Origin of the sequence: Aquibium microcysteis (assembly GCF_014495845.1) — a bacterium.
GTDB lineage: Bacteria > Pseudomonadota > Alphaproteobacteria > Rhizobiales > Rhizobiaceae > Aquibium > Aquibium microcysteis.
In genome coordinates this window covers 1,618,348-1,631,224 of record NZ_CP061080.1, presented here as the reverse complement: position 1 = coordinate 1,631,224, position 12,877 = coordinate 1,618,348, and the positions used below count along the sequence as shown (strand labels likewise).

Genomic DNA, 12,877 nt, shown 5'->3' with positions numbered 1-12,877 from the left:
GGGGATAACGCGCAGCCGCGGGTGCTTTTTCGCTGGCGGAATCGGACCGGCGGCGATAAGCCCTGACTCCCATGGCGCGATATGTATTCATCACCGGCGGCGTGGTTTCCTCCCTTGGCAAAGGCATTGCCGCAGCGGCTCTCGGAGCCCTGCTGCAGGCGCGCGGCTATCGCGCGCGCATCAAGAAGCTCGATCCCTACCTCAACGTCGATCCGGGAACGATGTCGCCCTACCAGCACGGCGAGGTCTTCGTGACCGACGACGGCGCCGAGACCGATCTCGATCTCGGTCACTACGAGCGCTTCACCGGCCGGTCGGCGAACCAGCAGGACAACATCACGACCGGGCGCATCTACAAAAACATCATCGAGAAGGAACGCCGCGGCGACTATCTCGGCGCGACCGTCCAGGTGATCCCGCACGTCACCGACGAGATCAAGAACTTCGTGCTGGAAGGCAATGACGACTACGACTTCGTGCTCTGCGAGATCGGCGGCACGGTGGGCGACATTGAGGCGATGCCGTTCCTGGAGGCGATCCGCCAGCTCGGCAACGACCTGCCGCGCAATGCCGCCGTCTACATCCACCTGACGCTGATGCCGTGGATTCCGGCGGCAGGCGAGCTGAAGACCAAGCCGACGCAGCATTCGGTGAAGGAACTGCGCTCGATCGGCATCGCGCCCGACATCCTGCTGGTGCGTGCCGACCGCCCGATTCCGAAGGACGAGCGCCGCAAGCTGTCGCTGTTCTGCAACGTGCGCGAATCCGCCGTCATCCAGGCGCTCGACGTCGCCCATATCTACGACGTGCCGATGGCCTATCACCGGGAAGGGCTCGACGGCGAGGTGCTGGCCGCCTTCGGCATCGACCCGGCGCCCAAGCCGCGCATGGAACGCTGGCAGGAGGTCTCGACCCGGATCCACAATCCGGAGGGCGAGGTGACCATCGCCATCGTCGGCAAGTACACGGGCCTGAAGGACGCCTACAAGTCGCTCATGGAGGCGCTGACGCATGGCGGCATCGCCAACCGCGTCAAGGTGAAGCTCGACTGGATCGAGAGCGAGATCTTCGAGAAGGAGGATCCCGCGCCCTGGCTGGAGAAGGTGCACGGCATCCTGGTGCCCGGCGGCTTCGGCGAGCGCGGCTCGGAAGGCAAGATCCTGGCGGCGAAATTCGCCCGCGAGCGCAAGGTGCCCTATTTCGGCATCTGCTTCGGCATGCAGATGGCCTGCATCGAGGCGGCGCGGTCGCTGGCCGGCATCGAGGGCGCCTCCTCGACGGAGTTTGGCCCGGCCCGGGAGCCGGTGGTCGGCCTGATGACGGAATGGCTGAAGGGCAACATGCTGGAGAAGCGCCGCGAGACCGACGATCTCGGCGGCACGATGCGGCTCGGCGCCTATGAAGCACGGCTGGCCGAGGGATCGAAGATCGCGGCCGTCTATGGCGACACCAAGATCCACGAACGCCACCGCCACCGCTACGAAGTCAACATCGACTACAAGGAGCGGCTGGAGGACTGCGGTCTCGTCTTCGCCGGCATGTCGCCCGACGGCGTGCTGCCCGAGACGGTCGAGTATCCCGACCATCCCTGGTTCATCGGCGTGCAGTACCACCCCGAGCTGAAGTCGCGTCCCTTCGAGCCGCACCCGCTCTTCGCGAGCTTCATCGGCGCGGCGGTGGACCAGTCGCGGCTGGTCTGATCCACCGGCCACTGGTCCGTTGCGGGACTCAGGCAAATCGCCAATACAATTTCGCGGGGCGTCGACCCGCGGAGCCGTTCCGCGGGTGCGTGAGAGGGTTCGGCAATGAGCGACAGCATTCGCGAAGTCACGTCCGTCTCCTGGTTCGGCCGTCTGACACGGTCGGCCGGCGGCATCGTCTTCGGCCTTCTGCTTCTCGTGGCGATGGTCATCGGGCTGTTCTGGAACGAGGGCAGGGCGGTGACCACCGCCCGCTCGCTCGAAGAGGGCGCCGGGCTCGTCCAGACCGTTCCGTCCGACCGGATCGATCCGGCGCTCGAGGGTCGCCTCGTGCACGTCGCCGGTCCTGTGGCGGCGACCGCGGAACCTCGGGACGACCTGTTCGGCGTCGTTGCGGCCGGTATCCGGCTGGAGCGCTCCGTCGAGATGTACCAGTGGGTCGAGCGCCAGAAGTCGGAGACGAAAACCAAGCTCGGCGGCGGCGAGGAGACGGTCACCACCTATTCCTACGAGAAGGCGTGGTCCACGGACGCGATCGATTCCGGACGTTTCAAGCAGCCGGAGGGCCATGCCAATCCCGGAATGAACTATTCCAGTGAGAGCTTCCAGATCCCGCAGGCCTCGCTGGGCGCGTTCCGGCTGGACACGCCGGTGCTCGACAGGATCGGCGGCGCCGAAAAGCTGTCGCTCGACCAGGGAATGATCGATGCCGTAAAGGCGAGCTACACCGGCCCGCGCGGCCTGCACGTCGCGTCCAGCGGTGCCTACATGGGCTTCGACCCGTCCTCGCCGCGCATCGGCGACTACCGCCTGAGCTGGCAGGTCGTGCCGCTCGGCCCGGTGAGCGTTGTCGGCCGGCAGACCGGTGACGGCTTCGCGGCCTACCAGACGGTCGCCGGCAACCGGCTGCTGATGGTCGAGAGCGGCGTCGTCGCGGCGGATCAGATGTTCGCGGACGCCATGACCGGCAACACGATCCTGACCTGGGCGCTGCGCGCCGGCGGCCTGCTGCTGCTGATGTTCGCTTTCTCGATGATCATGGGACCGGTGGGCGTGCTGGCCGACGTGATCCCCTTCCTCGGCAGCCTGGTGCGGCTGGGCACGGGCGCCATCGCCTTCGTGCTGGCGGTACTCGTCGGCAGCGTGACGATCGCTCTCGCCTGGTTCTGGTACCGGCCGCTGCTGGCCATCGGCATCGTCGTCGCAGCCGTCGCCATCGCCGTTCTGGTCAGCCGCTTCGGCCGGAAGGCGGCAGCCGAGCCCAGCACGCCAGCGCCCGCCGCCTGAGCGGCGGCGCGTCCGGGTCCTCGTGCGGAAGCGGCCCGGCCGCCTCTCAGCGGCCCGACGCCTTGGGCAGGAAGGTCTCGATCAGCTGGGCCATCAGCGCGTCGCGCTGGCCGGCACTGTCGCCGCCCATCACCACGGCGACAATGGACTTGCCGTCACGCCGCACGGACGTCGCCAGGTTGAAGCCGGACGCGCGCGTGTAGCCGGTCTTGATGCCGTCGGCGCCGCGCACGGTCTCCAGCACCTTGTTGTGGCCCTTCACCGTCCGGCCGCGGAAGGCGAAGCTCGTGCGACCGAAATAGCCGTACTGCGCCGGAAACTGCCTCCGCAGCGCAAGGCTCAGCGTCGCCATGTCGCGCGCCGTCGTCACCTGGCCGGCATCGGGCAGGCCGGATGCGTTCCTGAAGACGGTCGATCCCATGCCGAGCTGCCGCGCCCTGGCGGTCATCATCGACGCGAACCGCTCCTCGCTGCCGCCGAGATGCTCTGCCACAGCGGTCGCGACGTCGTTGGCCGATTTCGTCACCAGCGCCCGGATCGCCGTGTCGACGTCGATCGTCTGGCCGGCCTTGAAATGCAGCTTCGTCGGCGGCCGGCCGGCCGCATAGGCGGAGACGGGAATCTGCGTGGCGGGACCGGTCCGGCCCTGCTGCAGCGCCTCGAGCAGCATGTAGACCGTCATCATCTTGGTCAGCGAGGCGGGAAATCGGCGCGCATCGGCCTGATCGGCATGCAGCACGCGCCCGGTGTTCGCATCGACCACGATGGCGGCATATTTGGCTGATGCGGAGGTGGGAATGGGGCGGGACGTGCTGCGCAGCACGTCCGACGTGCTGCACGCCGTCACGAAGGCCGCGATCAGCAGGCAAAGGATGCTCCTGACCAGGCCCGACCGGGCACCGCTGCTGATTCGCGGCCGCGCCTCCGCCGGCGCCGCGCGGTCTTTCGACAATGAACTGAATGACATAGGTCTCCGCCCGTGGTCCGCCCGGCCGTCCGGAAGCGCCTCGTGCCGCCCGCATCGCCGGAGGCCGGGAGCCTATCCAAGCAAGTCGCGAATGCAACCGCCCCAGGTCCGGCCGTCGCGACCACCGGCGCGGTGCTTGCGCGGCCGGACGTCTTGCGGCACATGGGCACCATGTCGAACACCCTCCCGAACGCAGCCCTCGACCACCTCGTCCTGCCGACGGCCTCGCTGGAGACCGCGCGCGGTCGTCTCGGCGCACTCGGCTTTACGGTGGCGCCCACGGGCGTGCACCCCTTCGGAACGGCCAATTGCTGCGTCTACATGGCGGACGGCACGTTTCTCGAACCCCTTGCCATCGCCGATGCCGATGCCTGTGCTGCGGCCGCCGCCGCTGGCAACGTCTTCGTCGGCCGCGACCGCGCCTTCCGCTCCACCGGGCGCCACGAAGGGTTTTCGGCCATCGTGCTGGCCAGCGACGACGCCGATGCCGATCATGGGACGTTCGTCGGAGCAGGGCTGTCGGCCGGCGACGTCCTGTCCTTTTCGCGTCCCTTTCAGGACGCGTCCGGCCGCAGCGACACGGCATCCTTCAAACTCGCCTTCGCTGCGGCACCTCGCACGCTGCCCTTCGTCTTCTCGTGTCAGCGCTTGAACGCGCCGGCGGTCGACCGCAGCGCGCTGCAGCACCATGCGAACGGCGTGACGCGTCTTTTGTCGATCATGGTCGTGGCGGCCGATCCGGCCGCTGCATCCCGCTTCTTCGCGACCGTGACCGGCGTTGCCGGCGAGGCGGGCGCAACGGCCACCCGCTATGCCCTGGCCAATGGCGACATCCTGGTGCGTCCGGCCACCTCCGGCGACGGAGCGTTGCCGACCGGGCTGTTCGACTTCCGCGCCGTGACCTTCGGCGTATCCGACCTGTCCGCCACGCGGCGCGTGCTGTCTGCGAACGGCATCGCTTTCGAAACCACCGACCAGCGCATCACCGTGCCCCCCGCACCGGGACAGGGCGCAGGCTTCATCTTCGAGGAACGGGCATGACCCAGCCGAACACCACCGTCACCGCCGGCAGCGCGGTGTTTTCCAATGACGCGCCGCTGACGCTGATCGCCGGGCCGTGCCAGCTCGAATCGCGGGGCCACGCCTTCGACATGGCCGGCGCGCTGAAGGAGATGACGGAGGCGCTCGGAATCGGGCTCGTGTACAAGACCAGCTTCGACAAGGCCAACCGCACCTCGCTCTCCGGCAAGCGCGGCGCCGGCCTGGACGAGGCGCTGCCGATCTTCGCCGACATCCGCAGCCAGCTCGGCCTGCCGGTCCTGACCGACGTCCACACCGAGGAACAGTGCGGCATCGTGGCGGAAGCGGTCGACATCCTGCAGATCCCGGCCTTCCTCTGCCGCCAGACAGACCTGCTCGTCGCGGCGGCGAAGACCGGCAGGGTCGTCAACGTCAAGAAGGGGCAGTTCCTCGCGCCCTGGGACATGAAGAACGTGGTCGCCAAGATCACGGGCTCGGGCAACGCCAACGTGCTGGTGACCGAGCGCGGCGCGTCCTTCGGCTACAACACGCTCGTCTCCGACATGCGCGCGCTGCCGGTGATGGCCGAGACCGGCGCCCCGGTGATCTTCGACGCCACGCATTCGGTCCAGCAGCCCGGCGGGCAGGGCGCATCGAGCGGCGGCGAGCGGCGCTTCGTGGAGACGCTGTCGCGGGCGGCCGTCGCCGTGGGCATCGCCGGTGTGTTCATCGAGACGCACGAGGATCCCGACAATGCGCCATCGGACGGACCGAACATGGTGCCGCTGGCAGACATGCCGCGGCTCCTCGGGACGCTGATGGCCTTCGATGCGGTGGCCAAGCGGAAAGGCTGAGGCCAAGCGGAAGGGCTGACGCCACGACGCGCAATTCGGCCGCCTCCCGGGCGGTCAGATGATCAGTCCGGCCAGCACGTCGTTGTCGGTGATGTCCTGATAGGACCAGCCGGCTTCGCGGAACTTCTTCTCCAGCCGGTCGAAGTTCCTGGCGCTCTTCGTCTCGATGCCGATCAGGACGGAGCCGAAATTGCGCGCTGACTTCTTCAGATATTCGAAGCGGGCGATGTCGTCCTCCGGGCCGAGCAGGTCGAGGAAGTCGCGCAGCGCGCCGGGACGCTGCGGGAAGCGGAAGACGAAGTACTTCTTCAGCCGCTCGAAGCGCAGCGCCCGCTCCTTGACGTCGGGCAGGCGCTCGAAGTCGAAATTGCCGCCCGAGACGACGAGCACGATCGTCCTGCCCTTCAGTTCGGATTTGGGAAAGTCCTTGAGCGCGTCGATCGCCAGCGCGCCGGCGGGCTCCAGCACGACTCCCTCGACGTTGAGCATCTCGATCATGGTCGCGCAGAGCCGGTTCTCGGGGACGAGGTGGACGTCCTCCGGCCGGAATGCCTTCAGGTGGCGCAGCGGCTCGCGGCCGATCTCCGCCACGGCCGCGCCGTCGACGAAATTGTCGACCTTCGCGAGCTTCACCCGCCGGCCTTCGGCGAGGCTCTGCCTCAGGCTCGGCGCACCGACGGGCTCGGCGAAGGCGAAGCGCGTCGGCCAGCCCTTCGCCGTCAGATATTGCGTCACGCCCGCGGCAAGCCCGCCGCCGCCGACCGGCAGGATCGTCAGGTCTGGCACGACGCCGTCGGGCATCTGCGACACGAGTTCGGCGGCAACCGTCGCCTGGCCGTCGATGATGTCGCGGTGGTCGAAGGGCGGCACCATCAGCGCGCCCGTCTCCTCGGCATAGGCGAGGGCTGCCTCCAGGCAGGCATCGAAGAAGTCGCCCGTCAGTCGGATCTCGACATATTTTCCGCCGAAGGTCACGGTCTTGTCGATCTTCTGCTGCGGCGTCGTGACGGGCATGAAGATCACGCCGCGCTGGCCGAGATTGCGACAGGCGAAGGCGAAGCCCTGCGCATGGTTTCCGGCCGAGGCGCAGACGAAGCTCTTCGCCGGCGTCTTCGCCTTCAGCGCCTTGCGGAAGAAGGTGTAGGCGCCGCGGATCTTGTAGGAGCGCACCGGCGACAGGTCCTCCCGCTTCAGCCAGATGCGCGCGCCATAGCGGCGCGACAGATGATCGTTGAGCTGCAGCGGCGTCTCGGCGAACAGGTCGCGAAGGGCAAGCGCGGCCGCGTCGACGCGTTCGATGAAGCCTGGGGCCGGGGACGTGACGGACATGGATGTCTCCCGCTGGGCGTGATTGCCGCGGCCCGGCCTATTGCACAATCGGCCGCCTGCCGCCACTGTCCGGCCGCGGGACGGGCCGGGCGGCCTTGGCTCCCGCGTCGGGGTCGAAGAGCCGGGGCGGAGGATCGTGCAGACATTTTCGCTTCGCGCCGCGATCCACATCTCCGCGATCTTCGCCGTCTACATGTCGCTCGCGATGCTGATCCCGGCCTTCGTCGACCTCTACTACGGCAACAGCGACTGGCGCATCTTCGCGCTGTCGGCCTTCTTCACCGGCGGTCTGGCGCTGGCCGTGGCGCTGGCCACGCAGGGCCGGCCGCCCGGCGTCTCCTCCCGCTTCGCCTTCCTGCTGGTCAACCTGCTGTGGCTGACGACGGCGGCGACCGGCACGATCCCGTTCCTGGCCTCGTCGCTCGACATGACCGTCTCCGATGCCGTCTTCGAATCGGTCTCGGCCATCACCACGACGGGGGCGACGGCCATCGTCGGGCTGGATTCGCTGCCGCCGGGGATGCTCCTGTGGCGGTCGCTGCTGCAGTGGATGGGCGGCCTCGGCGTCATCGCGCTCGGGCTCTTCATCCTGCCGTTCCTGAACGTGGGCGGCGTCTCCTACTTCAAGATCGAGTCGACCGACATCGAGGATCGGCCCTTCGCGCGGCTGTCGACCTTCACGATCAGCATGGTCGCGATCTACGGCCTGCTCACGCTCACCTGCGCCATCGCCTATGCCGCGGCCGGCATGTCCGGCTTCGACGCGATCAACCATGCGATGACGACCATCGCCACGGCCGGCTTCTCGACCCACGACGATTCCTTCGGCCACTACGTCGACACGCCGGCGATCCTGTGGATCGCGATCGTGTTCATGTGCATCGGCGCGCTGCCGTTCTCGATCCTGATCCTGCTCGCCGTGCGCGGCCGCATCGATGCGCTGCGCGATCCGCAACTGCGCGCCTTCCTGGGCTACACCTTCGCCTTCTGCGCCGTGACCACCATCTACCTGCGCATCGAGACCGAGATGGCCTTCTTCGACGCGCTGACGCACGCGACCTTCAACTTCGTCTCGCTGATCACCACCACGGGCTTTGCCACCCACGACTACTCGGCCTGGGGACCCTTCGCGGTCGCGCTCGCCTTCATCGCCACCTTTCCCGGCGGATGCTCGGGGTCGACCACCGGCGGCATCAAGGCCTACCGCTTCATCATCCTGTTCGAACTGATGGCCAACGGCCTGCGCAGGCTGGTCTATCCGAGTTCGGTGCAGCCCGTGCGCTATGGCGACCGGCCGGTCGACGACGACATGCAGCGCGCCGTGGTGCTGTTCATCGCTTCGTTCTTCGTGCTCTGGGCAATCGCGACCCTGCTGCTGGCCGCCACCGGGCTCGATCTGGTGACGGCACTGACCGGCGCGCTGACCGCGCTGACGAATGTCGGCCCCGGTCTCGGCGACTTCATCGGCCCGAAGGGCAGCTTCGCTCTGGTGCCCGACTTCGCCAAGTGGGTGATGGCACTGGCCATGTTGTTCGGCCGCCTGGAGATTCTGGCCGTTCTGGTGATCTTCACGCCGGTGTTCTGGCGCCGCTGAACTGGCAGTCTTTGCGAGGAAGGTCGCGCAGGATTGCGCGCGGACCCGGGGTCGGCTAAATGCAGCGCCGCGCCGGACGGGACCCGAGCGGCCGAAGCCGAGCCCCGCCGCCGGGCGAACCGGGTAACACTCCTTGAACAGCCAGTCCGTCCGCGCCGCCATCCACATCGCCGCGATCTTCGCCATCTACCTGTCGCTGGCAATGCTGTTCCCGGCCTTCTTCGACTTCTACCACGGCAACGCCGACTGGCAGGTGTTCGCACTCTCGGCCTTCTTCACGGGCGGACTGTCGCTAGCCACCGCGCTCGCCACACAGGGCCCGAGGGTCGTAGCGACCCCACGCTTCGGCTTCCTGATCGTCAATCTCCTGTGGGCGACCACGGTGGTCGTCGGCGCGGTGCCGCTAATCGCCTCATCGATCGATCTGACCATCGCCGACGCGATCTTCGAATCGACCTCGGCGCTCACCACCACCGGCTCGACCGTCATCGTCGGACTCGACTCGCTGCCGCCCGGGATCCTGCTGTGGCGCTCGCTGCTCAACTGGATCGGCGGGATGGGCGTCATCGTGCTCGGCCTGCTCATCCTGCCCTATCTGAACATCGGCGGCGTGTCCTACTTCAAGCTCGAATCCTCCGACATCGAGGATCGGCCCTTCGAGCGGCTGTCGATCTTCCTCCTGAGCATTCTCGGCATCTATTCTTCGCTGACCTTCGCCTGCGCCCTGTCCTATGCGGCGGCCGGCATGTCGGGCTTCGACGCGATCAACCATGCCATGGCGACGCTGGCGACCGGCGGCTTCTCAACCCATGACGCTTCGTTCGGCTTCTGGGGCGAGAACCTGCCGCTCCTGTGGGTCTCTTCCTTCTTCATGTTCGTCGGCGCCTTGCCGTTCTCGATCCTGGCGCTGCTCGCCTTCCGCGGCCGGATCGACGCCGCCCGCGACCCACAGATCCGTGTCTTCGCGCTCTACGTGCTGTTCTTCGCGCTGGCGACGGCGATCTACGTGACGGTGAACACCGGGCGGCCGTTCCTCAGCGCGTTCACGCACTCCACGTTCAATTTCGTTTCAATCATCACGACGACCGGTTTCGCCAGCCAGGACTACTCGACCTGGGGACCTTTCGTCGTGGCCTGCGCCTTCATCGCGACGTTCCTCGGCGGCTGTTCGGGCTCGACGGCCGGCGGCATCAAGGCCTACCGCTTCATCATCCTGTTCGCCCTGATGGCCAACGGCCTGCGCCGGCTGGTCTACCCCAATTCCGTCCACACGGTTCGTTACGGCGACCGGCCGGTCGACGATGCCATGCAGCGCGCCGTCGTGCTGTTCATCGCCTCGTTCTTCGTCATCTGGGGTGCAGGAACGGTGCTGCTGGCCGGAACGGGCCTGGACTTCGTGACGTCGATGACAGGTGTTCTGACCGCCATGACCAATGTGGGTCCCGGCCTCGGCGACGTGATCGGGCCGGCCGGAAACTTCGCGCCGCTCCCCGACTCGGCGAAATGGATCCTGTCGCTGGCCATGCTGCTTGGCCGGATGGAGATCCTGACCGTGCTCGTCATCTTCACGCCGTTCTTCTGGCGCCGCTGAGCCGTGACCGCGCTCAGACGAACAGATCAACCTTCTCGAACGTTCGCACGTCGATCAGGCCCTGGTCGGAGATCCGCAGTTCGGGGATCACCACCAGCGCCAGCAGGGAATGCTGCATGTAGGCGTTGTTGAGCGAGCAGCCCATGGCGCGCATCGCCGCCGTCAGCTTCTCGGCCTTTGCGGCGACGATCTCGGCCCGTTCGTCCGACATCAGCCCGGCAATCGGCATCTCGACGATGGCGAGTTCCTTGCCCTTGGAGAAGATCACGACGCCGCCGCCCACTTCGCCCAGCCGGTTGGCCGCCGCCGCCATGTCGGCCTTGCTGGTGCCCACGACGATCATGTGGTGGGAGTCATGGGCCACCGTCGAGGCGATCGCGCAGTCCTCCAGATAGCCGAAGCCCGAGACGAAGCCGTTGACCACCGCGCCGGTTCCGCGGTGCCGCTCGACCAGCGCGATCTGGCAGACGTCGGCGGTGCGGTCCATCGCCACCAGCCCGTCCTCGACCGCCAGATCGGCCTCCAGCGCCCGCGTCGGCGCCTGGTTCTCGATGACGCCGATGACGCGCGCGCGGACCTCGTTGGCTCCGGCCGGCGCCGCGATGTCGAAATCCCGTGCCGCGAGCACCTTGCCCAGCCGCACGGTCTGCCGGGCACTCGCCGGGTAGTCGCGGGCCGGGATGTCGGCCTCCAGGCGCCCGCCGGTGGCGAGACGCACGCCGCGCGCCCAGACCTCGTCGATTTCGAGCGCGGCCAGATCCGACACGATCAGGAAGTCGGCGAGCCGCCCCGGCGCGATCGACCCCAGTTCCCGCTCCAGCCGGAAATGCTGGGCCGGGTTGATGGTGGCCATCTGGATCGCGGTCACCGGCTTCAGCCCCTGCGCGATCGCGTGGCGCACGACGCGGTTCATGTGGCCCTCGTTGACCAGCGTGCCGGAATGGCTGTCGTCGGTGCACAGGATGAAGTTGCGCGGATCGAGCCCGCGCTCCGTCACCGCCTTGATCTGGGTGGCGACGTCGTACCAGGCCGAGCCGAGCCGGAGCATCGCCTTCATGCCCTGCCGCACGCGGGCCACGGCGTCCTCGACGCGCGTGCCCTCGTGATCGTCCTCCGGTCCGCCGGCGACGTAGCCGTGGAAGGGCAGGCCGAGGTCGGGCGAGGCATAGTGTCCGCCGACGGTCTTGCCGGCGGCGACGGTGGCGTCGATCTCGCCGCGCATCTTGGCGTCGTTGGCTGCGACGCCGGGGAAATTCATCACCTCGCCGAGCCCGACGATGTTCTCCCAGCCCATCGCCTCGGCCACCTCGGCCGGGCCGATCAGCGCCCCGGGGGTCTCGAGCCCCGGCGCGGAGGGGACGCAGGACGGCATCTGCACGTGCACGCTGACCGGCATCTCGAGGGCCTCGTCATGCATCAGCCGCACGCCCTCCAGTCCCAGCACGTTGGCGATCTCGTGCGGATCGATGAACATCGCGGTGGTGCCGTGCGGGATGACCGCGCGGCAGAACTCGGTCACCGTCACCATGCCGCTCTCGACATGCATGTGCGCATCGCAGAGGCCGGGGACGAGATAGCGGCCGCCGGCCTCCACCACGACGGTGTTGCCGCCGATGCAGTGGCCGGCATCCGGTCCGCAATAGGCGAACCGGCCCTCGACGACGGCGATATCCGTTCCGGGGATGATCTCGCCCGAATGGACGTTGACCCAGCGCCCATCGCGCACGACGAGATCGGCGGGGCGCCGGCCCATCGCGACGTCGACGAGTGCGGGTGCCGCCTCCGTCCAGGTCTTCGGCTTGCGGAAAGGGGATGGCGTGGCGGTCATGGTCGGGTCTCCGGTCTTGGGCCGACCATGCCAAGACCGGGGCGCTTTGACCAGTTGAGAGCGCACGAATCCCGTGGAACGCGCTCAGCGCCGCATCAGGAGAACGGCCGCCAGGCCGAGCGCAGCGAGGCCGACGAGCGCGACGGTCTTGGGGTGGTCGCTGACGACCGCGCCGGCCATGCGGGCCTGGCGTTCGATGTCGCGGCGGCTCGGGCGGCGCTTCGACAGGCGTGCGACGAGATCCGAGACGATGTCGGCGACGTCGTCATAGGCATGTGCGCCGCGCTCGGCGACTTCGCCATAGAGATGCGAGCCCTGCGCGGCGGCGGTGCGCCGCAGCCCCGACAGTTCGCGCCTGAGCGCCGTCATCTGGCGCTCGAGATCGTCGATCGCGTCGTCGCGCGTGCGGCTGAAGGAAAAGGCCATGGGAGTCCCCGTCATTGCGTTGAATGCACGGGAAACGCCGGGGGCGTGCCTTCGTTCCGTAACCTGCGGCACACGATCGAGGCGACGTCGAAGCGAAGGGATGGCCGGGCCGGGCGGGACAGACGTGCGCGTGGCGTTTCGCTGCCCAGGGCCAGAAACCGGGAAAATCAGCCCTGTACGTCCTTGCCGCCGAGCCCGGTTGTCGCGGCCCGGCCATCCTCGGGGAGACGAACGGCCGGAGCCGGCGGTTGTTCCGTCCCGGTCCGCCCGGCGCGGAGAAA

The 12,877-nt window shown here is 67.9% G+C and carries 9 protein-coding genes and 1 pseudogene; 6 read left to right on the top strand and 4 right to left on the bottom strand.

Annotated elements, in window-relative coordinates; translation table 11 throughout:
• The first annotated feature begins 71 nt into the window (after positions 1–71).
• Together IAI54_RS07460 and IAI54_RS07455 are read left to right on the top strand one after the other, a co-directional pair.
• Positions 72–1,700 carry a CTP synthase gene (locus tag IAI54_RS07460; RefSeq protein ID WP_187971742.1) on the top strand — a complete coding sequence of 543 codons (1,629 nt, stop codon included), beginning with the start codon at positions 72–74 and terminating at the stop codon, positions 1,698–1,700.
• Between the two features lie 105 nt (positions 1,701–1,805).
• Complete coding sequence (locus tag IAI54_RS07455; RefSeq protein ID WP_187971741.1) at positions 1,806–2,987, top strand: TMEM43 family protein; 1,182 nt, start codon at positions 1,806–1,808, stop codon at positions 2,985–2,987.
• A gap of 55 nt (positions 2,988–3,042) precedes the next feature.
• On the opposite strand, the pseudogene IAI54_RS07450 reads toward IAI54_RS07455, so the two are convergent.
• A pseudogene (locus IAI54_RS07450) lies at positions 3,043–3,897 on the bottom strand (D-alanyl-D-alanine carboxypeptidase family protein); the annotation flags it as partial.
• A gap of 228 nt (positions 3,898–4,125) precedes the next feature.
• Between IAI54_RS07450 and IAI54_RS07445 the strand changes: the two are divergent.
• Positions 4,126–4,995: a VOC family protein gene (locus IAI54_RS07445; RefSeq protein WP_187971739.1), complete on the top strand. Its 870-nt coding sequence runs from the start codon at positions 4,126–4,128 to the stop codon at positions 4,993–4,995.
• Positions 4,992–5,828: a 3-deoxy-8-phosphooctulonate synthase gene (kdsA, locus tag IAI54_RS07440; RefSeq protein WP_187971738.1), complete on the top strand. Its 837-nt coding sequence runs from the start codon at positions 4,992–4,994 to the stop codon at positions 5,826–5,828. The genes IAI54_RS07445 and kdsA overlap by 4 nt, the downstream gene beginning before the upstream one ends.
• Positions 5,829–5,882: 54 nt before the next feature.
• On the opposite strand, the gene ilvA is transcribed toward kdsA, so the two are convergent.
• Positions 5,883–7,157, bottom strand: coding sequence for a threonine ammonia-lyase IlvA (ilvA, locus tag IAI54_RS07435; protein ID WP_187971737.1), 1,275 nt, complete (start codon positions 7,155–7,157; stop codon positions 5,883–5,885).
• Positions 7,158–7,293: 136 nt separating this feature from the next.
• Between ilvA and IAI54_RS07430 the strand changes: the two genes are divergently transcribed.
• Both IAI54_RS07430 and IAI54_RS07425 read left to right on the top strand, forming a co-directional pair.
• Positions 7,294–8,751, top strand: a complete 1,458-nt coding sequence (locus IAI54_RS07430) for a TrkH family potassium uptake protein (RefSeq protein WP_187971736.1) — start codon at positions 7,294–7,296, stop codon at positions 8,749–8,751.
• Between the two features lie 133 nt (positions 8,752–8,884).
• Positions 8,885–10,342 (top strand): TrkH family potassium uptake protein, encoded by a 1,458-nt coding sequence (locus IAI54_RS07425; RefSeq protein ID WP_187971735.1) that lies wholly within the window; start codon positions 8,885–8,887, stop codon positions 10,340–10,342.
• A gap of 13 nt (positions 10,343–10,355) precedes the next feature.
• Here the strand turns inward: IAI54_RS07425 and ade are convergent, their stop codons facing one another.
• Together ade and IAI54_RS07415 are read right to left on the bottom strand one after the other, a co-directional pair.
• Positions 10,356–12,170 (bottom strand): adenine deaminase, encoded by a 1,815-nt coding sequence (gene ade, locus IAI54_RS07420; RefSeq protein WP_187971734.1) that lies wholly within the window; start codon positions 12,168–12,170, stop codon positions 10,356–10,358.
• Positions 12,171–12,254: 84 nt separating this feature from the next.
• Positions 12,255–12,596: a hypothetical protein gene (locus tag IAI54_RS07415; protein WP_187971733.1), complete on the bottom strand. Its 342-nt coding sequence runs from the start codon at positions 12,594–12,596 to the stop codon at positions 12,255–12,257.
• Positions 12,597–12,877 lie beyond the last annotated feature (281 nt).

Bases quoted from the DNA above. Each gene is read 5' to 3' on its own strand.
- IAI54_RS07460 (WP_187971742.1), top strand. From the start codon at position 72: ATGGCGCGATATGTATTCATCACCGGCGGCGTGGTTTCCTCCCTTGGC.
- IAI54_RS07455 (WP_187971741.1), top strand. From the start codon at position 1,806: ATGAGCGACAGCATTCGCGAAGTCACGTCCGTCTCCTGGTTCGGCCGT.
- IAI54_RS07445 (WP_187971739.1), top strand. From the start codon at position 4,126: ATGTCGAACACCCTCCCGAACGCAGCCCTCGACCACCTCGTCCTGCCG.
- kdsA (WP_187971738.1), top strand. From the start codon at position 4,992: ATGACCCAGCCGAACACCACCGTCACCGCCGGCAGCGCGGTGTTTTCC.
- ilvA (WP_187971737.1), bottom strand. From the start codon at position 7,157: ATGTCCGTCACGTCCCCGGCCCCAGGCTTCATCGAACGCGTCGACGCG.
- ade (WP_187971734.1), bottom strand. From the start codon at position 12,170: ATGACCGCCACGCCATCCCCTTTCCGCAAGCCGAAGACCTGGACGGAG.
- IAI54_RS07415 (WP_187971733.1), bottom strand. From the start codon at position 12,596: ATGGCCTTTTCCTTCAGCCGCACGCGCGACGACGCGATCGACGATCTC.